General features: G+C 59.9%; 16 protein-coding genes. 12 read left to right on the forward strand and 4 right to left on the reverse strand.

The genetic code is table 11. The annotated features are described in order from the left end of the window. Positions 1 to 89: 89 nt before the first annotated feature. Positions 90 to 1046 (reverse strand): DUF1853 family protein, encoded by a 957-nt coding sequence (locus HBN61_RS08425; RefSeq protein WP_170046496.1) that lies wholly within the window; start codon positions 1044 to 1046, stop codon positions 90 to 92. 104 nt (positions 1047 to 1150) lie between these two features. Between HBN61_RS08425 and HBN61_RS08430 the strand changes: the two genes are divergently transcribed. From HBN61_RS08430 to pepN, 6 genes are all read left to right on the forward strand, one after another. After that, on the forward strand, positions 1151 to 2041 hold the full coding sequence (locus tag HBN61_RS08430; RefSeq protein WP_170046497.1) for an NAD(+) kinase: 891 nt from the start codon (positions 1151 to 1153) through the stop codon (positions 2039 to 2041). Beyond that, the gene (locus HBN61_RS08435) at positions 2041 to 3012 is read left to right on the forward strand and encodes a metallophosphoesterase (RefSeq protein WP_169964745.1); all 972 of its coding nucleotides are present in this window, start codon (positions 2041 to 2043) and stop codon (positions 3010 to 3012) included. The genes HBN61_RS08430 and HBN61_RS08435 overlap by 1 nt, the downstream gene beginning before the upstream one ends. Beyond that, on the forward strand, positions 3009 to 3881 hold the full coding sequence (locus HBN61_RS08440; RefSeq protein WP_169964747.1) for a rhomboid family intramembrane serine protease: 873 nt from the start codon (positions 3009 to 3011) through the stop codon (positions 3879 to 3881). Before HBN61_RS08435 ends, HBN61_RS08440 begins: the two co-directional genes overlap by 4 nt. Positions 3882 to 3956: 75 nt before the next feature. After that, positions 3957 to 4217 (forward strand): YeaC family protein, encoded by a 261-nt coding sequence (locus HBN61_RS08445; protein ID WP_047276494.1) that lies wholly within the window; start codon positions 3957 to 3959, stop codon positions 4215 to 4217. Next, entirely contained in the window at positions 4214 to 5044 is an 831-nt protein-coding gene (locus HBN61_RS08450) for a DUF2797 domain-containing protein (RefSeq protein ID WP_178088787.1), read from the forward strand. Before HBN61_RS08445 ends, HBN61_RS08450 begins: the two co-directional genes overlap by 4 nt. Before the next feature lie 12 nt (positions 5045 to 5056). Continuing rightward, the gene (pepN, locus tag HBN61_RS08455) at positions 5057 to 7714 is read left to right on the forward strand and encodes an aminopeptidase N (protein ID WP_170046498.1); all 2658 of its coding nucleotides are present in this window, start codon (positions 5057 to 5059) and stop codon (positions 7712 to 7714) included. Positions 7715 to 7780: 66 nt separating this feature from the next. Here pepN and HBN61_RS08460 read toward each other — a convergent pair whose 3' ends face one another. Beyond that, positions 7781 to 8497 carry a FadR/GntR family transcriptional regulator gene (locus tag HBN61_RS08460; RefSeq protein ID WP_094993949.1) on the reverse strand — a complete coding sequence of 239 codons (717 nt, stop codon included), beginning with the start codon at positions 8495 to 8497 and terminating at the stop codon, positions 7781 to 7783. A 124-nt stretch (positions 8498 to 8621) separates the two neighbouring features. Further along, positions 8622 to 10358, reverse strand: coding sequence for an IlvD/Edd family dehydratase (locus HBN61_RS08465; RefSeq protein ID WP_094993950.1), 1737 nt, complete (start codon positions 10356 to 10358; stop codon positions 8622 to 8624). A gap of 188 nt (positions 10359 to 10546) precedes the next feature. Between HBN61_RS08465 and HBN61_RS08470 the strand changes: the two genes are divergently transcribed. The 6 genes from HBN61_RS08470 to HBN61_RS08495 all read left to right on the forward strand — a co-directional run bounded on the left by HBN61_RS08470 (position 10547) and on the right by HBN61_RS08495 (position 20841). Continuing rightward, the gene (locus HBN61_RS08470) at positions 10547 to 11869 is read left to right on the forward strand and encodes an MFS transporter (RefSeq protein WP_094993951.1); all 1323 of its coding nucleotides are present in this window, start codon (positions 10547 to 10549) and stop codon (positions 11867 to 11869) included. 21 nt (positions 11870 to 11890) lie between these two features. After that, the gene (araD1, locus tag HBN61_RS08475) at positions 11891 to 12883 is read left to right on the forward strand and encodes an AraD1 family protein (protein WP_170046499.1); all 993 of its coding nucleotides are present in this window, start codon (positions 11891 to 11893) and stop codon (positions 12881 to 12883) included. Between the two features lie 13 nt (positions 12884 to 12896). Then, on the forward strand, positions 12897 to 14477 hold the full coding sequence (locus HBN61_RS08480) for an aldehyde dehydrogenase (NADP(+)) (RefSeq protein WP_170046500.1): 1581 nt from the start codon (positions 12897 to 12899) through the stop codon (positions 14475 to 14477). Between the two features lie 125 nt (positions 14478 to 14602). Beyond that, on the forward strand, positions 14603 to 19321 hold the full coding sequence (locus HBN61_RS08485) for a dermonecrotic toxin domain-containing protein (protein ID WP_170046501.1): 4719 nt from the start codon (positions 14603 to 14605) through the stop codon (positions 19319 to 19321). A gap of 58 nt (positions 19322 to 19379) precedes the next feature. After that, a complete protein-coding gene (locus HBN61_RS08490; RefSeq protein ID WP_094993955.1) occupies positions 19380 to 19679 on the forward strand; it encodes a DUF5629 family protein in 300 nt (99 codons plus the stop codon). After that, the gene (locus HBN61_RS08495; protein WP_170046502.1) at positions 19669 to 20841 is read left to right on the forward strand and encodes a lactonase family protein; all 1173 of its coding nucleotides are present in this window, start codon (positions 19669 to 19671) and stop codon (positions 20839 to 20841) included. Before HBN61_RS08490 ends, HBN61_RS08495 begins: the two co-directional genes overlap by 11 nt. Positions 20842 to 20921: 80 nt before the next feature. Here HBN61_RS08495 and HBN61_RS08500 read toward each other — a convergent pair whose 3' ends face one another. Next, the gene (locus tag HBN61_RS08500; RefSeq protein WP_170046544.1) at positions 20922 to 21515 is read right to left on the reverse strand and encodes a glutathione S-transferase; all 594 of its coding nucleotides are present in this window, start codon (positions 21513 to 21515) and stop codon (positions 20922 to 20924) included. Positions 21516 to 21517: the final 2 nt, after the last annotated feature.

Consider the following 21517-nt stretch of genomic DNA (forward strand, 5'->3'; position numbering starts at 1 on the left):
TTTCCTCACGGTTGGGTATCCAGCCTCCGTTCTTGTATGACGGAGTACCTTTACAGTAATACGTTTGTGCAACTTTGCGCTGAGGTGCATCAGTTTTCAGGGTTACCCGGCACGCGGGGCCACTGATCCGAGACTAAAAACAGGCGTTCGGCTTCTTCCCAGTCCCCTCCGTGCGTTTGCGTCAGTCGTACCAGCAACTGAGCAGGGGCCTGCGGGTGCAGCGCAGCCAGCCAGTCCTGCAATTGCGTGTCACGCCAAATCGCGTCGGGGCCGTAGTGCGCAGGGGCCAGCCAGGCATGCCGCGGCAAGGGCTGCCAGCACCCGGCGGGGCGTTGATGGACAAACGCTGACCAATCGCGTTGATGCAGCCAGCGGCCGCGTAAGTGCAGCGGATGCGCGCCGGCCGGGGGCTGCGCTTCGCCGGGCCACGGATACAGCAGGTAGCCGCCCAGCCACAGGTGCGCACTGAAATGCTGAATGTCCAGACCCGCCAGAATGTCGCGGCATTCAGGGCGGCTGGACATCGGTAACTGATGCTGGCTGAAATGCGTAAGTTTGCGGTCCAGCCGATCATTACTGCCTGGCCCCAGCCAGTGCGCCGGGTCGTGCCCGTCGCCGTGTTGCGGGCCGAGGTACAGCTTGATCGCCAGCTCCAGATGGTGCGCGCCATCGCGATCACGCAGCAGCATATCCAGCTCGCCCAGTGTATGACCGCCCACGCGAATGGGCAGGTTGGCGGCCACCAGCTCGACACCGGGGGCGTGGGTTACGGCGAACTGCCACAGCCGCTCGTAGTAACGACCCAGCCTGCGGGTGGTGGCCTGCGCAAGCCACTGCTGCAACGGCTCGCTGTGCCGGTCAAGGTCGCGTAGCCAGCCCTCCAGCCGGTGCGGGGCCTGCACCCAGTCGCTACCGGTCAACGGATGCCGTTGAGGCCAGGGCGTTTCGCTGAGCATGGGCGGGGCCAGCATCACCCACGCCAAATCACGCACCTCGGGGTGACGTAACTGTCGGGGCAGGTTGAGCAAGTCGGGGAAGAGGGTCATTCTGCGAGCATAGCCTTTTGCTCACGGGCTGAAAGGGTTTTGTCTATCGTGTCCTTTCGCCCATAATCGCTGTTTTCGCCCGTCACGTACCTCGCAGGAGCCTCATGGAGCAATTTCGTAATATCGGCATCATTGGTCGTTTGGGCAGTTCTCAAGTGCTCGACACGGTTCGCCGACTGAAAAAATTCCTACTCGAGCGGCACATGCACGTGATCCTCGAAGACACCATCGCCGAAGTCTTGCCCGGCCATGGCCTGCAAACCTCGTCGCGCAAAATGCTCGGTGAAGTGTGCGACATGGTGATCGTGGTCGGCGGCGACGGCAGTTTGCTCGGCGCGGCCCGTGCGCTGGCGCGGCACAATGTCCCGGTGCTGGGCATCAACCGGGGCAGCCTTGGCTTTTTGACCGATATCCGTCCCGATGAGCTGGAAGTCAAAGTCGCTGAAGTGTTTGATGGCCACTATCTGGTTGAAAACCGGTTTCTGCTGCAAGCCGAAGTGCGCCGTCACGGCGAAGCCATTGGCCAGGGCGACGCCCTCAATGACGTGGTGCTGCACCCCGGCAAATCCACGCGCATGATTGAATTTGAATTGCACATCGATGGGCAGTTCGTGTGCAGCCAGAAGGCCGACGGCCTGATTGTGGCCACGCCTACCGGATCCACCGCCTACGCCATGTCGGCTGGCGGCCCGATCATGCACCCCAAACTGGATGCCATCGTCATCGTGCCCATGTACCCGCACACCCTGAGCAGCCGCCCGATTGTGGTGGACGGCAACAGCGAACTGAAAATCGTCGTGGCCAAGGACATGCAGATCTACCCGCAAGTGTCCTGCGACGGTCAGAACCATTTCACCTGCGCGCCGGGCGATACCATCACCGTGAGCAAAAAAGCGCAGAAGCTGCGCCTGATTCATCCCTTGGACCACAACTACTATGAAGTGTGTCGAACCAAGCTTGGCTGGGGCAGCCGACTGGGCGGCAGGAGCGACTGATGCTCGATCCGGCGCGCAGTTACGATCTGATCGGTGACGTGCATGGCTGTGCTCATACCCTTGAGCATCTGTTGGAGCGTCTGGGCTATCGCAAACTTGCCGGTGTCTGGCGGCATCCGCAACGCATGGCGGTGTTCCTCGGTGACATCATTGACCGTGGCCCGCGCATCCGCGAATCGCTGCACATCGTGTACGACATGGTTCAAGCCGGTCAGGCGCTGTGCCTGATGGGCAACCATGAATTCAACGCGCTGGGCTGGTGCACACCGGCGCCTGCGGGCAGTGGCAAGCAGTTTGTGCGCGAGCACAACCCGCGTCACACCCGACTGATCCACGAAACCCTGGAGCAATTCGCGCAGTACCCCGGCGAGTGGCGCGAGTTTGTGCAGTGGTTTTACGACATGCCACTGTTTGTCGACGCCGGTCGGTTCCGCGTGGTGCATGCCTGCTGGGACGCCGACGTGATTGCGACCCTGCGTGCACAATTTCCCGATGGCTGCATCGATGAACATTTCCTGCAAGCGGCGGCCGAGCCCGATAGCTTTGCAAGCATGAGCTTTAACCGCCTGTTGCGCGGCACGGACATGCGCCTGCCCGACGGTATGACCTTGACGGGTGGGGATGGCCTGACGCGTTCGTTCTTCCGCACCAAATTCTGGGAAGACGACCCCAAAACCTACGGCGACATTGTGTTCCAGCCGGACGCCTTGCCGGAGCGGGTGGCCCGCAAGCCGCTATCGCCTTCCGAAAAAAGCGCCTTGCTGCGTTATGGCATTGAAGAACCGATGTTGTTCGTCGGTCACTACTGGCGCAGCGGCAAACCCGCGCCGATCCGGCCTAACCTGGCCTGCCTGGATTACAGCGCCGTGCTATACGGCAAGTTGGTGGCCTACCGCCTGGATCAGGAAAAACACCTCGATCCGCACAAATTTGTATGGGTTGAGGTTGAACGCCCGGAGGCTATTCAATGAGTGCTGTAGAGGTTTTACGATTGCCCCTGTCCATTGACCTGAGCGGCTTTGTCAGCCTGCTCAAGCGCATGCAAGTACCGCATCGGGTCAGTGAGGAGGCGGGTGAGCAAGTGATATGGGCGCCCGAAAGCATCGCTGAGGATGTGCGCAGCCTGTATGCGCGTTTTCCTGAGGGTGATCCCGAGGGCCAATTGCCCATCGTTGAGCGCCCGCCCGCCATGGCGCGTCCGGGCCTTATCCAGCAGTTGCGTGACAGCCCGGCCACCGCGACCATCCTGTTGCTGTGCGTGATGGTGGCAGTGGTGACGCAACTGGGTGAAAACCTGCCGCTCCTCAGCGGTCTGACGTTTCTTGATTTCAGCATCCGGGGCCAATACATCCAGTTCACACCTTTGTCGGATAGCCTGGCGGCGGGCCAGTGGTGGAGATTGTTTACCCCGATGCTGATCCACTTCGGTTTCCTGCACATTGCCATGAACGGCATGTGGTACTGGGAACTGGGCCGACGCGTTGAACTGCGTCAGGGCAGCATTAACCTGATCGGGCTGAGCTTGCTGTTCAGCCTGGTGTCCAACTTCGCCCAATATTTGTTTGGCGGCCCAAGCCTGTTCGGCGGAATGTCCGGCGTCCTGTACGGCTTGTTGGGGCATGTGTGGATTTACCAGCTCATGGCGCCGAACCCGCTGTATCGCCTGCCTCGCGGTGTGCTGGTGATGATGCTGGTCTGGCTTGCCGTGTGCATGTCCGGCCTGGTATCGCTGATCGGTTTCGGCCAGATCGCCAATGCCGCACACGTCGGCGGGCTGTTGATCGGCTGCCTCACCGGCTTGCTCGGCGGGCTGTGGGCGCGCCGCAAGCAGGCTAAATGAAACACCTGTGGTCGCGGCCTCGCGCTGGCAGTGGCCACAAACACCTCATCTGATTTTCACGAGTGGAAAAGAACCATGTCCTCTTTCAACGAAATGATCCAAAACATCACCCCCGAGATCTATCAGAGCCTGAAACTGGCCGTGGAAATTGGCAAATGGGCAGACGGCAACAAACTGACTGCCGAACAGCGAGAGTTGTCGTTGCAGGCCATGATCGCCTGGGAAGTGCAAAACCTGCCCGAAGAAGAACGTACCGGTTACATGGGCCCGCAAGAGTGCAGCTCCAAATCCATTTCGGTGCCTAACATCCTGTTCAAATCGGATGCTATCCATTGATTGAGATTGGTCGCGGTGCAATCAGCAAGATGTCGGCCAGCCTTGAGGCGCCGACCGTTCAATACGCATTTCGTTTGGGTGATACCGAGGTGCCGGTCAATCCGTTGATCGGCAGCAAGTTGCGCCTGGAGTTTCTGGGCACTATCAACTGCACCCATTGCGGGCGCACTACCAAGAAAAGCTTCAGCCAGGGGTATTGCTACCCGTGCATGATCAAACTGGTGCAGTGCGACGTGTGCATCATGAGCCCGGAGCGTTGCCACTATGACGCGGGCACCTGCCGTGATCCTTCGTGGGGCGAACAGTTTTGCATGACCGATCACGTGGTGTATCTGGCCAACTCGTCCGGGGTCAAGGTCGGCATCACCCGCGCCACGCAGTTGCCCACCCGCTGGCTCGATCAGGGCGCCAGTCAGGCCTTGCCGATTGTGCGGGTCGCTACGCGTCAGCAATCGGGGTTTGTCGAAGACCTGTTCCGCTCCCAAGTAGCCGACCGGACCAACTGGCGTGCACTGCTCAAGGGCGATGCGGCCCCGGTGGACCTGGTTGCAGTGCGAGCGCAACTGTTTGAGAGCTGTGCCCAGGGCCTGCAACAACTGCAGGAGCGTTTTGGTCTGCAAGCGGTCCAACCCTTGCATAGCGTCGAGCCTGTCGAGATTCGTTACCCGGTGGAGCAGTACCCGAGCAAGATCGTCAGTTTCAATCTGGACAAAGACCCGATCGCCGAAGGCACGCTGATGGGGATCAAGGGTCAATACCTGATCTTCGACACCGGCGTTATCAACATTCGCAAATACACGGCTTACCAGCTCGCCGTGCATCAGTAAAAGGACTCCAGCATGCGCACCGAACAACCGAAAATGATCTACCTCAAGGACTATCAGGCGCCCGAGTATCTGATCGACGAAACGCACCTGACCTTTGAATTGTTCGAGGACCATTCGTTGGTTCATGCGCAGCTGAGGATGCGCCGCAACCCGGACCGTGGCGCTGGCCTGCCACCCCTGGTGCTCGATGGGCAGCAGTTGGAGCTGCTGTCGATCACACTCGATGACGTGGAACTCAGCGCAGAGGATTATCAGCTCACCGATAGCCAGTTGACCCTGCACCCGCAGCGCGAGCAGTTTGTACTGGACACCAGTGTCAAGATCCATCCTGAGACTAATACCGCATTGGAAGGCCTGTATAAGTCCGGCAGCATGTTTTGCACCCAGTGCGAGGCTGAAGGCTTCCGCAAAATCACCTATTACCTTGACCGCCCGGATGTGATGAGTGTCTTCACCACCACGGTGATCGCAGATCAGCACAAGTACCCGGTTCTGCTCTCCAACGGCAACCCGGAGGGCAGCGGCCCCGATGGCGACGCTCGGCACTGGGCCACGTGGCATGACCCGTTCAAAAAGCCAGCCTACCTGTTTGCCCTGGTGGCCGGTGATCTGTGGTGTGTCGAAGACACCTTCACCACCCAGAGCAACCGCAACGTAGCGCTGCGTATTTATGTCGAGCCGGAAAACATCGACAAATGCCAGCACGCGATGAACAGCCTGAAAAAATCCATGCGCTGGGACGAAGAGACCTACGGCCGCGAATACGATCTGGACATCTTCATGATCGTGGCCGTCAATGACTTCAACATGGGCGCCATGGAAAACAAGGGCCTTAACATCTTCAACTCAAGCGCGGTGCTGGCCCGAGCCGAAACCGCCACCGACGCTGCGCACCAGCGGGTCGAAGCGATTGTGGCCCACGAATACTTCCACAACTGGTCGGGTAACCGTGTGACCTGCCGCGACTGGTTCCAGTTGTCGCTCAAGGAAGGTTTCACCGTGTTCCGCGACGCAGGCTTCTCGGCGGACATGAACTCGGCCACGGTTAAACGCATTCAGGACGTGGCGTACCTGCGCACCCACCAGTTTGCAGAAGACGCAGGCCCCATGGCCCATGCCGTGCGTCCTGACAGCTTTATCGAAATTTCCAACTTCTACACCCTGACCGTGTATGAAAAAGGATCAGAAGTAGTCGGCATGCTTCACACCTTGCTGGGGGCTGACGGTTTTCGCAAAGGCAGTGACCTGTATTTCGAGCGTCACGACGGCCAGGCCGTGACCTGCGACGACTTTATCAAAGCCATGGAAGACGCCAATGGCGTGGACCTGACCCAGTTCAAACGCTGGTACAGCCAGGCCGGTACGCCGCGTCTGAATGTCAGTGAACACTACGATGCCGCTCACCAGACCTACAGCCTGACCTTCGCCCAAAGCTGCCCGGCCACCCCCGGTCAGACTGAAAAACTGCCTTTTGTGATTCCGGTGGCGCTGGGGCTGCTGAACGCGCAAGGCGAAGAACTCCCGTTGCAATTGCAGGGTGAATCCTCGGCGGTGGCGACCCATCGCGTGGTGTCGGTGACCGAAGCCCAACAGACGTTCACCTTCACCGGCATCACCCGGCAGCCGCTGCCGTCCTTGCTGCGCGGCTTCTCGGCGCCGGTCAAATTGCACTTCCCGTACAGCCGTGACCAACTGATGTTCCTGATGCAACACGACACCGACGGTTTCAACCGTTGGGAAGCCGGCCAGCAGTTGGCGGTGCAGGTGTTGCAAGACTTGATTGGCCAGTATCAGCGCGGTGAAGCACTGGTCATGGACCCGCCTCTGGTCGAGGCCTTGCGCAGCGTGTTGGGCAATGGGCAACTGGATCAGGCGATGGTGGCTGAGATGCTGTCCTTGCCGGGCGAGGCGTACCTGGCCGAAATCAGCGAGATCGCTGATGTCGACGCCATTCACGCCGCCCGCGAGTTTGCCCGCCAGCACCTGGCCGAAAGCCTCCATGACGCCCTGTGGGCGCGTTATCAGGCCAACCGTGAGGTGTCCAAAGCCACGCCGTACGTCGCGCAAGCCGAACACTTTGCCCGCCGCGCACTGCAAAACATTGCCCTGTCGTACCTGATGCTCAGCGGCAAGCCTGAAGTGCTGGCGGCGGCTCTGGAACAGTTCGAACACAGCGACAACATGACGGAACGCCTCACGGCGCTGGCGGTGTTGGTCAACTCGCCGTTCGAGGACGAGAAGGCCAAGGCCCTGGCCAGCTTCGCCGAGCACTTCAAGGACAATCCGCTGGTCATGGATCAATGGTTCAGCGTGCAGGCCGGCAGCACCTTGCCCGGCGGCTTGCAGCGCGTGCAGGCATTGATGCAGCACCCGGCATTCAACCTCAAGAACCCGAACAAAGTGCGGGCGTTAATCGGGGCTTTTGCGGGGCAGAACCTGATCAACTTCCATGCTCAGGACGGTTCCGGCTATCACTTCCTGGCGGATCTGGTGATCCAGCTCAATGCCTTCAACCCGCAGATCGCCTCGCGGCAGTTGGCGCCACTGACCCGCTGGCGCAAATACGACAGTGCACGTCAGGCCCTGATGAAGGCCGAACTGGAGCGCATCCGCAACGCGGGTGATTTGTCCAGTGACGTGTTTGAGGTGGTGAGTAAAAGTCTGGCGTAACGGCGCCGGGTGACGCTTCGCTCCGGTGGGTTGACTGACCGGGGCGAAGCTGGCGTGATCGGCCGGCTAGTGGTTCTGCCCCAGGACGGTATCCAGCGCAGTGCGCGCATCATCGAGCTGCACCAGGGTGGCATGGCGTGCGCCGAGCGCGTCGTGGTTTTCGATGGCGGTCAAAATCGCCTTGTGCCGGGGCAGCGCCAACTCATGCAGGTTGGGTCGGCGGTTCGAATGCTTCAGTGCCTCGCGCAATGCCAATGACAGCATGTTGCACAAATTGGCCAACAGGTCGTTGTGGGTGGCATCGGCGATGCGGCTGTGAAAGTCCAGGTCGGGTTGCAGCAGGGCTTCAGGGGTGGGGGCCTTTTCCATGCGTTCATAGGCTTCGCGGATCGACGCCACGTCCTCTGCAGTCGCGTGCTGGGCGGCGAGGGCGGCGACGGCGGGTTCTATGATGCTGCGCACGCTGGTCAGCAAGGCAAAGAATTCGTTTTGCGGCGAGCACTGCATCAGCCAGTGCAGCACGTCCGGGTCGAGCATGTGCCATTCGCGGCGCGGCTTGACCACGGTGCCGACCCGAGGCTTGGAATACACCAGGCCCTTGGCCAGCAACACCCGGGTTGCTTCGCGCAACACCGGGCGGCTGACGGCGTACTCCTCGCACAGCAAGGCTTCGGCCGGCAATTTCTCATCCGGTTTAAAACGCCCGGAAACAATCTGCATGCCGAGTTCTTGAACGATGCGCGCGTGCATGCTTTTGCGCTCGGAAGGCTGACGGTAATCCATTGGGGGCGAGTCGATCCTGTGGGTGGAAGGCGCCGATCATAGCAGGCGAGGGCTCAAGGCTTATATACCTTGAGCCGACGCTCATGGCGCAACGCAGCGCCGCGCCATGACCGGTGACTGTCGGTCAATGGGAATGACGCGGCACTTCAGAACCGCGGCACCCCACCAGGAAGTCAAAGTCGCAGCCCTGATCGGCCTGCATCACGTGATCGATGTACAACTGACGATAGCCCCCAATCAGCAGGTTTTTCGGGGGTTCAATATCCGCCAATCGACCCGCCAGCTCGGCGTCGCTGATGTCCAGATGCAATCGCCCGCTAGCGCAGTCCAGTTCAATCCAGTCACCTTCCTGTACGGCGGCCAACGGCCCGCCCGCTGCGGCTTCCGGCGCCACATGCAGCACCACGGTGCCATACGCCGTGCCGCTCATGCGTGCATCGGAGATGCGTACCATGTCTGTCACACCCTGGGCCAGCAACTTGGCGGGCAATCCCATATTGCCGACCTCCGCCATGCCCGGGTAACCCTTGGGGCCGCAGTTCTTCATGACCAGAATCGAATCGGCAGTGACGTTCAGGTCGGGATCATTGATGCGTGCTTTGTACATGTCGAAGTTTTCAAACACGACCGCCTGACCGCGATGCTTCATCAGCGCGGGGGTGGCGGCCGAGGGTTTGAGCACAGCGCCCAGAGGGGCTAGATTGCCGCGCAGTACACAAATGCCGCCATCGGCCACCAGCGGGTTTTCGATGGCGCGGATGACTTCGTCGTCGCCATAAATCGGTGAGTTTTTAACGTTGTCCCACACGCTCTGGCCGTTGACGGTCAGGGCGTTAGGGTGCGGGATCAGGTTGTGTTCACCCAGGCGCCGCAGAACCGCAGGCAGCCCCCCCGCGTAGTAAAACTCTTCCATCAAAAAACGCCCGGACGGTTGCAGATCCACCAGCGTCGGCGTACCGCGTCCGATGCGGGTCCAGTCGTCCAGCTCCAGATCGACACCGATGCGCCCGGCAATGGCTTTAAGGTGGATCACAGCATTGGTTGAGCCGCCAATCGCAGCATTGACGCGGATCGCATTTTCGAACGCTTCTTTGGTCAGCACCTTGGACAGGCGCAGGTCCTCACGCACCATCTGCACCGCGCGCATGCCTGACATGTGGGCCAGTACATAACGGCGCGAATCCACCGCCGGGATCGCTGCGTTGTGCGGCAGTGAGGTACCCAGCGCTTCAGCCATACAGGCCATGGTCGAAGCCGTGCCCATGGTGTTGCATGTACCGGCCGAGCGCGACATGCCGGCCTCTGCCGAAAGAAATTCGTCGAGGCTGATGTTGCCGGCTTTATAGGACTCGTGCATTTGCCAAACGATGGTGCCTGCGCCGATGTCCTTGCCTTTATGTTTGCCGTTGAGCATCGGACCGCCCGTGACCACGATGGCCGGCACGTCGCAGCTGGCGGCGCCCATCAGCAGGGCGGGGGTGGTTTTGTCGCAGCCTGTGAGCAACACCACGCCATCAATCGGGTTGCCGCGAATGGCTTCTTCGACGTCCATGCTCGCCAGGTTACGGGTCAGCATGGCCGTTGGGCGCAAGTTGGATTCGCCGTTGGAGAACACCGGAAACTCGACCGGGAATCCGCCGGCTTCGATAACGCCGCGTTTTACGTGTTCGGCAATCGTGCGGAAGTGAGCGTTGCAGGGGGTCAATTCCGACCAGGTGTTGCAAATGCCGATGATCGGCTTGCCTTGAAACTGATGATCGGCAATGCCCTGATTTTTCATCCAGCTGCGGTACATGAAGCCGTTCTTATCGGCGCTGCCAAACCATTGGGCGGAACGCAGTGGCGGGGTTTTATCAGACATGGCGGCTCTCTTATTGTATGACTAATTGATTTTTATGGAGCTAAAGTAGCTGCAAAAAAGCCACTTTGGAAGAGTTGTTGCGTAAATAGTATTACTATATAGTCGATTCGACTGAGAGCTGATCCTGGTGTGTTTTCACCTGAGGCCACTCCAGAGGTGCCATAACAAAAACAATGGGAGACCGTCTCATGAGCCAGGAACTCCGGCTTATTCGTCGCATCACGCTCAAACTGATTCCCTTTCTGGTCTTGCTGTACCTGATTGCTTACGTGGATCGTTCGGCAGTCGGCTTCGCCAAACTGCACATGGGTGCTGACGTCGGCATTGGTGACGCCGCCTATGGACTGGGCGCAGGCTTGTTCTTCATCGGTTACTTCCTTATGGAAATCCCCAGCAACCTGATGCTTGAGCGTTTCGGCGCCCGGCGCTGGTTCGCGCGGATCATGATCACCTGGGGCGCCATCACCATCGGTATGGCCTTTGTGCAAGGGCCCCATAGCTTTTATGTCATGCGTTTTCTGCTGGGGGTGGCCGAGGCCGGTTTCTTCCCGGGGGTGCTGTACTACATCACCCAATGGTTCCCGGTGCGTCACCGCGGCAAGATTCTGGGGTTGTTCATCCTCTCGCAACCCATCGCCATGATGATCACCGGGCCTATCTCCGGTGGTTTGCTGGGCATGGACGGCGTGCTCGGCCTGCATGGCTGGCAGTGGCTGTTTATCGTGATCGGCACCCCGGCGATTTTGCTGACCTGGCCGGTGCTGCGTTACCTGCCTGACGGCCCGCAACAGGTCAAATGGATGGATCAGCGCGAAAAGGACTGGTTACTGGGTGAGCTGGAAAGCGACCTGCAAGCCTACGGGCAAACCCGTCATGGCAACCCGCTGCATGCGTTGAAAGACAAGCGCGTGTTGCTGCTGGCGCTCTTCTACCTGCCGGTGACCCTGAGTATTTACGGGCTCGGGCTGTGGCTGCCGACATTGATCAAACAGTTTGGCGGCAGTGACCTGACCACCGGTTTTGTGTCGTCGGTGCCTTATGTGTTCGGCATCATCGGCTTGCTGTTCATCCCGCGCAGCTCGGACCGCCTGAACGATCGTTATGGCCACCTTGGCGTGCTGTATGTGCTCGGCGCCATCGGGCTGTTTTTCAGCGCCTGGCTGACCGTGCCCGTGCTGCAACTGGCAGCCCTGTGCCTGGTGGCTTTTGCGCTGTTCTCCTGTACCGCGATTTTCTGGACCTTGCCCGGGCGTTTCTTTGCGGGCGCCAGTGCGGCTGCCGGGATTGCCCTGATCAATTCAGTGGGCAACCTGGGCGGTTACATCGGCCCGTTCGTGATTGGCGCCCTCAAGGAATACACCGGGCACCTGGCCTCCGGCCTGTATTTCCTGTCGGGCGTCATGGTGTTCGGCCTGTGCCTGACTGTTGTGGTGTACCGCCAGCTGGAGCGCAAGCACGTGCTCAAACCCAACGAATTCGCGGCCAGCGCCCAGCCTGCTACCCATCCCTGAACTGCCCGAGTGAGGCTCATCATGCGTTTAGTACAGTTTGAATTGAACAATGGCCAGCGCCGTGTAGGCGTTGTGCAAGACGGCCTGATTCGGGAAGTCGTTGATTGCACCAGCGTGCGTGAGGTGGCATTGGCTGCCATTGAAGCCGGTGTGTCGCTGGCGCAGCAGATTGAGGCACTGGGGCTGGGCATTACCCACGACTATCAGGCGCTACTGGACGAGTGCCGGATTTTGCCGCCACTGGATCACCCGGACCCGGCCCATATGTTGATCAGCGGCACGGGGCTTACCCATCTGGGCAGTGCGGCGGCGCGGGACAAAATGCACCAGCAGACCCACGACGAGACGGCGCTCACTGACACCATGCGCATTTTCAAATGGGGCGTGGAGGGGGGTAAACCGGACGCAGGTGAGGCAGGTGTGCAACCCGAATGGTTTTACAAGGGCGACGGCAGCATTGTTGTGCGGCCCGGTGAAGCGTTTCCATTGCCGCCGTTTGCCGAAGACGCGGGTGAAGAGCCTGAAATCGGTGGGCTGTACGTCATCGGCCATGACTGCAAGCCGTATCGACTGGGCTTCGCCGTCGGCAACGAGTTTTCCGACCACGTCATGGAGCGTAAAAACTACCTGTACCTGGCCCACTCCAAACTGCGCAGTTGCTCGTTTGGCCCGGAGCTGCGGGTCGGCGACTTGCCGCCGCATTTGTCGGGCAGCAGTCGCATTCTGCGTGATGGCCAAGTGCTGTGGGAGAACGAATTCCTGAGCGGTGAAGCCAACATGTGCCACAGCCTGGAAAACCTCGAATACCACCACTTTAAGTACACCCAGTTTTTGCGGCCGGGCGACGTGCACGTGCATTTTTTCGGCACCGCGACGCTGTCGTTTGCCGATGGTGTGCGCACCCGTCCGGGTGATCGCTTTGAAATCACGCAGTCGGCCTTCGGCGCACCGTTGATCAACGGCATTGCACCGGTCGACGCGGTGTTCGAACCCGGCGCTGTCGGTACACTTTGAAAGGAGAGCAGGTATGACTCAGATTCTCGGCCACAACTACATTGGCGGCCAACGCAGTGCGCAAGGCAGCGTCATTGTTAAAAGTGTGGACGCCAACACCGGCGAAGCACTGGCCTACGACTTCTATCAGGCCACGTTGCCAGAGGTTGACCGCGCGGCCCGTGCAGCGGCCGCCGCTTACCCGGCTTATAAAAGCGTGAGCGCCGAGCATCGGGCAACGTTTCTGGACGCCATTGCCGATGAGCTGGATGCATTGGGCGATGAGTTTGTCGCCCTGGTATGCCGTGAAACCGCACTCCCGGCCGCCCGTATTGCAGGCGAGCGTGGCCGCACCAGCGGGCAAATGCGTCTGTTTGCCAAGGTACTGCGCCGGGGCGATTTTTATGGCGCGCGCATCGATCAGGCGTTGCCGCAGCGCAGCCCGTTGCCCCGTCCGGACTTACGCCAGTACCGCATCGGTCTGGGGTCGGTCGCCGTGTTTGGCGCCAGTAATTTCCCGCTGGCATTTTCTACGGCGGGCGGGGATACCGCTTCTGCGCTGGCCGCTGGCTGTCCTGTGGTGTTCAAGGCGCACAGCGGTCATATGGCCACCGCTGAACAGGTGGCCGATGCCATCCTGCGTGCGGCTGAGCGCACCGGTATGCCCCAGGGCGTGTTCAATATGATTTATGGCGCCGGGGTCGGGGAGGCGCTGGTCAAGCACCCGTCGATTCAGGCGGTAGGCTTCACCGGATCGCTCAAGGGCGGGCGCGCGTTGTGTGACATGGCCGCTGCACGGCCCCAGCCGATTCCGGTCTTTGCTGAAATGTCGAGTATCAACCCGGTCATCATTCTGCCGCAGGCGCTGGCGGCGCGCAGTGCCACCGTGGCCCGCGAACTGGCGGCCTCTGTCGTACAAGGCTGCGGTCAGTTTTGTACCAACCCCGGGTTGGTGATTGGCCTGCGCTCGAGCGCCTTCACGGCTTTCATCGAACAACTGGCCGGGCAAATCAACGAACAGCCTGCGCAGACCATGCTCAACGCCGGGACGCTGGCCAGCTACGTGAAAGGCGTCAGCCACCTGGCGGGCCACCCGCACATCCAACACATTGCCGGCCTGGAACAGCACGGTGCGCAGGCCAGGCCGCAGGTGTTCAAGGCCGATGTGCGTCTGCTGCTCGAAGGCGATCCGGTATTACAGGAAGAAGTGTTCGGGCCGACCACGGTGGTGATCGAGGTCGAGCACGCCGAGCAACTGAACGCTGCGATCAACAGCCTGCACGGTCAGCTCACTGCCACCTTGATCGGTGAGCCTGAAGACCTGCAACAGTTCTCGGGGTTAACACCTTTGCTGGAGCAAAAAGTCGGGCGCATCTTGATTAACGGTTACCCGACGGGGGTTGAGGTGTGTGATGCCATGGTGCACGGGGGCCCCTATCCGGCGACGTCCGATGCCCGGGGTACTTCGGTCGGGACCCTGGCGATCGACCGTTTTCTGCGCCCGGTGTGTTTCCAGAACTACCCGGACAGCCTGCTGCCCGATCCGTTGAAAAACGCTAACCCGCTGGGGATTCAGCGCCTGGTGGATGGCCAGAGCACGCGCAACAGCCTGTAAGCGCATCGGGGGGTTGGCCTGTGGTCAGCCCCCGTCATAGCCCGCTACCACTCACGGCGTGGTAAATCCTTTAACTCTTCCTGTCAGGCAGGGGCTCATCCCTGCGCCTTGATAAGGAAGTACGCATGTCTGATTCCGCACCCTCAGCCTTACCGATGTATGCCACTTACGTGATCCAGCGTGCGGTGGCTGCACAGTTTGCAACCCGTCCCACAGTGCGCACCGTGGTCACGCACTTACTGACAGAGCAGTTGGAACAATCCTTCAGGCAACACGCCTTCGATCTCTCTAAAACCTACCTTGTGTTGACGGTCGACGCCGAAGGTAAAGCCCTGTCCACTCAGCGCTACCGTTTGTTGATAGAGGTGTTGCTGGAGCATATCGCCCGCAGAGAACCGCTCAACTACCGGTACTACACCGCCCAAGACTGTTTCGTCGCCATGAGCGATACGGCACCGCCCGCTGGCGGATTCACCTCGATCGAACCGATGCGTCAGATCGAGCCGGTTCTGCTCGATGTCATGCGTCTCTGGCAGGATGCTCTGCAAGAGGCGCATGTTGCGTACTGGAATCAACCTGCCGACACCGGCACCAGCCGCATGCTCTGGCTGGGGCAGATGATTCAGGATCAACTGCTGGCGGGCATTGAACGTGCGGCCGACCTCACGCAACACCAACGCAACACTTTGCGACAGGTTGTGCGCTACCCCCACCGCAATGAACGCCTCAGGCAACGCACGCCAGAGGCGAAGCTATTTGACGCGAGCGTGAAGGTGTACAGCGTGGCAGGCCGTTTTGTCGCCGGGCGTACGTTCAATGTGGTGACGCCGCAGATCCTGATCGAATGCGTCGAAGGCAAGCAGGCCCGCTGGTTCTACTGCACGCCGGGCGGCACCATTGAGTGTTTTACGCAGCTGCACCGTTTTACCCGTACCTGGAGCATGGCGTTCGGCTCCCTCTATCACCTTGAGCGGGTCACGTGTGTGTTGTACGAACCGGCAGGCAATTTTCTGGATACCCAGGCGATGTGTGTGCTGGAACGTCAACTGGACGCCATCCGACACCTGGATCAGCCAATGTCCATTTCGGTTCTGGAGCAGCGCTTGCGCGAAATCACGGACACCGCTGCGGTGTTTGAGGTACGTGAAAACGCTACGCCGCTGAACCTGGCGCCGGTCTATTCAGCGCTTCCACTGTGGTTGCGCGAAGCGTCGGCAGCGGACCGCTTTGAATATCGCTCGCAGTTGGTGGCGCTGGCCAGTGCCTACACGCGGTCGATGGGCAAACGCTTTAACGATGACATTCCTGACCTGCACGCCTACACCGCCCAGGCGTTGCGCCAGCAGATGTTGCTCGACCAGCCACAGGCGCCGGGGTACGACCCTGATGACATAGTGCTGACCTTTGTCGACCCGGTCGGCCCGGGCGGCGAGGGCACCATCGGTACATTGAACAGCTTTACCCTGACCCTGACCGAACTGGCCATTGAGAATTTGAGTGCCGCCCGAGGTAGTCGCATGACCATTCATCATGCCAAGGGACAATTGATCCAGGCGTGGTGGATGACGCCGGACTACATCAGAGGCTTGATACAGCGTGTGGATATCGGCCAACGCTACCCGCAATGGATCAATGAGTGCCTGACGGCCCATCCGGACGAGGCCCTGCGTCGCGAAAAACTGTTCACCGAAGAACTGCGAGCGCAGCTCCCGCTGCAGGCGCTGGAATGCAAGATCCGCCACACGGGTTACTTCACCGAGCGTGGATTTCAACTGGTCAAGGCCTTGATGCACCTCGACCCGCACATGCGCAAAGTGGGCGAGCAGCCCGTGTGCATCAGGCCGCTGATGCTGCTCTCGGCGCCCACCATTGCCCCCCATACCGTGCGCAGCATGTTTATCATCGGCCCGGCCGATGTAAACGCCGGGTGTCATGTGCTGTATCGCCCGTTACACCAAGAGCCCTTGGTGGAGTACCCCTCATGGCGAACCCTGTTCGCTGCGATTGCACGCCCCGGGGAGCTTCAGCGCAGCGTCTTGCAATGGCTGCCAGCCCAAGCGCGTCCGCTGTATGAAGCGGGCGGTTTTTATCGTCTCCATCTGCCGTCGTACAACGTCCACGACGACCACTCGTTCCCCGTGATCCCTGACGCCGCCCGATTGGGAGAGTTCGCCCTGGGTCAGCACTTCATGCACGACTTGTACCTGGAAATGGCGCGAACATTGAGCGAGCTGGCAGACCGACAAACCGTCTCCAATGCCGAACAACGCTGGCAATCGTTGATCACCGGTGGCTGGCTTTTGTTCAGTGCGGTTGTGCCTAACGTGCCGTTGGCCTGGCCGCTGCGCGTGATTGCGGGCGTCAGCCTGACCTACCTGGCCGTGCAAAATGACATAGAGGCCTTGCGCGCACCTGATGAGCAGGGCAAAGCGCAGGCCCTGATTGATCTGTTATTTAATTGTGCATTGGTGTTGCTGCATGTTCGCCCCGTGACCGGCCAACCTGGCGGGCTGCGGCAAACGCCGGATGCAGTGCTTCTGCCTGCCAGGCTGAGGGCGCGCGCCGCACAGCCCCGACCTGCGGTTGCCGCCGCAATTGAACTGGCGCAAGCGCATGACGTGGATATCCCGGTGGGCAATCAACAAACCGAACTGGATTTTTCGTGGTTTACCAGCCCGCAGGTCAAATACACAAAGTGGCAATTGACCTGGTTTGACCGCCATCACATCGAAGGCTTCCAAAGCGACGAGCCCGCCATTGACCGTGGTCCGTACCGGGGTTTGCGTGTGTTGAAGCACCGTTCATATGCCGAGGTCGATAACTGGGTGTATCGAGTGCAACTGGAGGGCGAGGATGTCTATCTGGTCAGTCCTGACGACCCGCAGAATCGGGGGCCTCGTATTGTGAGCAATGACCGGGGCGTCTGGACTTACGACCTAAACCTGCGGCTGCGCGGCGGCGCACCGAAAACACGCTTGCAGGTCAAGAAAGAACAGCGCATCAGGCGCCTGACTGAACTGCGTGAACAATTGGTGCAGTACAACGCGCGTGCCAAAGTGCTGGAAGCTGAGATGACGGCAGCGCAAACACTCAGTGACAAGCTCAATAAGCTCGAACTTGAGTCAACGCCTTTGCCCAAACGGCGCGCTGCACTGGAAAACTTCATTGCCATCATGGAGCGTCAAAAGCCTGAATACGAAGCGGCATTGGAGCTGTTTCGGGAAAAGCAGGAAGTGCTGTCCGAAGAAAAAGATCCCACCAATTTGGTGGGCTTTTACAAGTACCTGATTCGCCTGACCAGCACCCTGTTTGATAGTTACCTGTGGCTGACGGGTATTTACAAGTTGCAGCACCCCGAGGTGTTCAGCACCGAAGGCCGGTTTGTAAGCACCGAGTTGCTGCGTGCCGCGGCCTACCGGGCAGACTGCCGCGCGATCGTGGAGGCTTTTGACAAAGCGGCCGCCTATTATCGCGAACTGGACGATTACATCTGCAAGCTGCGGGCGGTACCAAAGTTGGGGCACGCCACGGCCATCGAGGCGCAGAAGCACTACGTCGCGTTTGTGCAGGCGGACACGGATTACTTTCGCTCCGCTGTGGTATGCCGTGCCTATCAATTACTCGTGCTACCCGACTTGATCATCGATGCCCCCGGCAGCGCGGCCTGGGTTAGCGTGCGAAGCCTGTTGACGGATTTGTTTTACACGGCACAAAGTCAATACGCGCTGGAAGACCGCGCGTTGTTTACCCTGGCCGAGCGCATTGAAATCCTCACTGACATCCGTGAGCGTTACGCCCGTGCAGACGATGCACTGGGGATCTTTCGAGAAGAGGTGGGGCAACACCTGGACACGCAGGCGTTTGAAAAGGTGCTCTCGGCACTGGCCGAGCTGGACCAAGACGCGGAGGCGATGTTGCAAGAGCAGGCCAGGGAGCAATCACAATGGTTGCCCGCGCAGTCATTGCCCGTGCGAACACCTACGTACACGCGCAAGATCGTGCGCACGCGCAAAAAAGGCATATTGGTCGGCACGGCCCGAAAAGACGTGAATCTGGGGGATACCGATGTGGTGGATGTGGGCGATGTGTCAGGCGCCAGTGCACGCAGTACCAGCCCTTCACCCCATTTGACAGTGGCCTTCAAACGCACCGCGCCTGATGAATGGGTTGAAATCGAATCGCCCGTGATCACCCTCGAACGGCCGTTGTCGGTCTTGAAAACCGAAGCCAATGCGCTGATTGAGGGCGTGAGTGGGCAGATCCGCAGGGTCAAAGGGTACGCCAGGCGTTCAAAGTTCCCGGTGGAGCTGGAAGAAATACTGGAGCGGTATGCGCAGAAGCTTGACCAATTGGTGCTTGAAATAAAAAAAGCTGCCCCCGATCAGTCTGCCGTTGAGCATCCCAAACCCGGCACGCCGGGCATGTACATCAAACGTCTGCAAAGCAGTGCCGCCCAGTTGCGGGCCCAAGGGATTGAGTTGCTGTTGTCAGTGCCGCCCACCAGTGCCACGGTCGAGTTTCTGCTGCAAAAGCGCCAGGTCAATCTGCTCAAACTCGGCCCACGGGTGCCGATGCGTGGTGAACGTCAGGATTTTGTTCAGGAATACGCGATCAACAATCAGGCAGGCGTAACCCTCTGGTATGCGCACTTGCATTACAAAGCGCTCAATAGCGCAGCGCAGAGCGTCGAAGCCGCTCACTTCAAACTGGCGGCCCAGCGTTATGCCAGTCAGCCGGCAGAAGATGCCAAAGCCAAGCCCGGGCGAACCCCGGTTCAGGTGTACTACGCACCTATCAGTCAAAAGATGCTGACTGAACGTTTTCTGTCGCTTGACGCCCAGTGAGAGAGCTAAAGACGCTGGTTTGACCTATCATTGCGCCTTTCCAACAGGTGAATGATTAATGAGCGATTCAAACCAGACCTTGCGTGCAGCCCTTGAAACCAGCGACATGCTGATCATCGACGGGCTGCACGCCTGGGATTTTTCTCTGGATGATGTGCAATTGCTCATCAAGTGCATGGATGGACGCGCTGAAAAGCGCTGGCGCTTCGTTACGCAGCAGCTTGAGGTGTCGGTTTTTGATGAAAGCCTGCAAAGCTGGACCCTCGTGGGCGACTCGGGCGAGCACCGCCTGGTTTGCCTCAGTGCTGTGAGCGCAAGCAACGATGACGAAGTCGGTGAGGTGGCTGATGAAGCTTAAATGGTTGCCGCTGTTGATGGCCTCAAGTGTTGGCGCGATGTCGGCGCAGGCTGCCTCCGAGCGCGAAGTGGAGTTGCTCGTCGGTTCCTATACCCAAGGCAAAAGCCAGGGCATTTACCGCTTGCAGTTCGACAGCGAAAAGGGGCGCATCACCCCTGAGCCGCTGCAAGTCTTCAAATCGGCCAACCCGTCGTGGTTGACGCTGTCTGCCGACCAGCAGCGGTTGTTTGTGGTCAACGAGAACGGTAAAGGGCAGGCGGATGTGGTGGGGCGCGTGAGCAGTGTTGCGATCAACCCGCGCACTAATGAGCTGACCCTGGTCAACCAAGTCAAAACCTTGGGCGAGGAGCCAACGCACTCCAGTCTGAGCCATGATGAGCGCTACCTGTTTGTGGCCAACTATGGCGTGCATGCAGACCCCGGCGGCAGCCTTGCGGTGTTGCCGATCAATGCGCAGGGCCAGTTGCAGCCCGTGACCCAAATGAGCAGCCACCCGGCCAGTCTGGTCAATCCCGAGCGCCAGTTGTCTGCGCACGTGCATTCGGTGGTGTCATCCCCGGACGGCAAATTTGTGTATGCCAACGATCTGGGCGCCGACAAGATTTTTGTCTACCGCTACGACCCTGCAGCCAACCCCGAGCATCCGCTGGTCGCCGCCGAACCGGCTGCCATTGAACTGCCCGCCGGGAGTGGTCCACGCCACCTGTTGTTCTCCCGCGATGGCAAACACGCTTACCTGACCACAGAAATGAGTGCTCAGGTGTTTGTGTTCGATTACGCCGACGGTCAGCTCACACAACGTCAGGCGGTAGAACTGGCCCCGGGCCAACCTGCCCGGAACCGCGCCGCAGGCGGCCTGCACACCAGTGCTGACGGCAAGTTCTTGTATGTCAGTAACCGGGGCAAAGCCAACGAATTGCTGGTCTTTGCGATTAACCCGGCCAATGGCGAGTTGACGCAAATCCAGCGCCGCACTGTGGAAGGCGATCACCCCCACGAGTTCGCCTTGAGCCCGAACGGCAAGTTTGTACTGATCGCCAACCAGATGAGCAACAACATCGTGGTCGTCGAACGCGACCCGCAGACCGGCAAGTTGGGCGACACCGTACAAAACCTGTCGATGGATGCCCCGTCCGACCTGAAGTTCATCAACCGGCCGTGAACCCCGGGCCATTGCGTCTATCAAGCGGATCGACAGGCGCAGTGGCTGCGCAGCCCTGTGAGGTCGTCAACCCTGGGTAATCAGGGGTGTTTGGCCATCACCGCGGTGAACAGCTCAGAGGTGAGGAAGCGTTCGAGCCAAGCCTGCACGTGCGGGTAGGGCGCCTGGACGAACCAGTCACGGTCTACGTGGGCAAACTGGCGTATGAACGGCGCCAGCGCCACGTCGGCCAGGGTCAAGGTGGCGCCGGTCAGGTAAGGGGTGTGTTCAAGCAGGGACTCAAGCCGCTGCAAGAATGCCGCCCCTTGCGCCCGGTAGTGTTCCACCGGGTATTCAGGGTAGCGCACGGCGTACTTGTAACGGTCCAGCAGCACCTTGAAACGGGTGTCGTTTTCGTCAATCAACTCATCGATCAAAGGCCGGTCGGGTGGCAGCCACAGGTCGGGGTCATTCTGACCCAGCGCCCAGCGCATGATCTCCAGGCTCTGCTCGATGACCCGCCCGTCGGCGCACACCAGCACCGGCACCGTGCCTTTGGGCGATGCGGCCAGCATCTCGACCGGCTTGGCCTTGAGGCTGACCTCAATGATCGATAACGGCACACCGCTATAGCGCAGGGCCATGCGGGCGCGCATGGCGTAGGGGCAGCGCCGGAACGAGTAGAGGGTATGCAACA

This window comes from Pseudomonas sp. WS 5071, assembly GCF_012985765.1.
GTDB classification, from domain to species: domain Bacteria; phylum Pseudomonadota; class Gammaproteobacteria; order Pseudomonadales; family Pseudomonadaceae; genus Aquipseudomonas; species Aquipseudomonas lundensis_A.

Excerpts from the sequence above, each read along its gene's own strand:
- HBN61_RS08425 (WP_170046496.1), bottom strand. The coding sequence starts at position 1,046 with ATGACCCTCTTCCCCGACTTGCTCAACCTGCCCCGACAGTTACGTCAC.
- HBN61_RS08430 (WP_170046497.1), top strand. The coding sequence starts at position 1,151 with ATGGAGCAATTTCGTAATATCGGCATCATTGGTCGTTTGGGCAGTTCT.
- HBN61_RS08435 (WP_169964745.1), top strand. The coding sequence starts at position 2,041 with ATGCTCGATCCGGCGCGCAGTTACGATCTGATCGGTGACGTGCATGGC.
- HBN61_RS08440 (WP_169964747.1), top strand. The coding sequence starts at position 3,009 with ATGAGTGCTGTAGAGGTTTTACGATTGCCCCTGTCCATTGACCTGAGC.
- HBN61_RS08445 (WP_047276494.1), top strand. The coding sequence starts at position 3,957 with ATGTCCTCTTTCAACGAAATGATCCAAAACATCACCCCCGAGATCTAT.
- pepN (WP_170046498.1), top strand. The coding sequence starts at position 5,057 with ATGCGCACCGAACAACCGAAAATGATCTACCTCAAGGACTATCAGGCG.
- HBN61_RS08460 (WP_094993949.1), bottom strand. The coding sequence starts at position 8,497 with ATGGATTACCGTCAGCCTTCCGAGCGCAAAAGCATGCACGCGCGCATC.
- HBN61_RS08465 (WP_094993950.1), bottom strand. The coding sequence starts at position 10,358 with ATGTCTGATAAAACCCCGCCACTGCGTTCCGCCCAATGGTTTGGCAGC.
- HBN61_RS08470 (WP_094993951.1), top strand. The coding sequence starts at position 10,547 with ATGAGCCAGGAACTCCGGCTTATTCGTCGCATCACGCTCAAACTGATT.
- araD1 (WP_170046499.1), top strand. The coding sequence starts at position 11,891 with ATGCGTTTAGTACAGTTTGAATTGAACAATGGCCAGCGCCGTGTAGGC.
- HBN61_RS08480 (WP_170046500.1), top strand. The coding sequence starts at position 12,897 with ATGACTCAGATTCTCGGCCACAACTACATTGGCGGCCAACGCAGTGCG.
- HBN61_RS08485 (WP_170046501.1), top strand. The coding sequence starts at position 14,603 with ATGTCTGATTCCGCACCCTCAGCCTTACCGATGTATGCCACTTACGTG.
- HBN61_RS08490 (WP_094993955.1), top strand. The coding sequence starts at position 19,380 with ATGAGCGATTCAAACCAGACCTTGCGTGCAGCCCTTGAAACCAGCGAC.
- HBN61_RS08495 (WP_170046502.1), top strand. The coding sequence starts at position 19,669 with ATGAAGCTTAAATGGTTGCCGCTGTTGATGGCCTCAAGTGTTGGCGCG.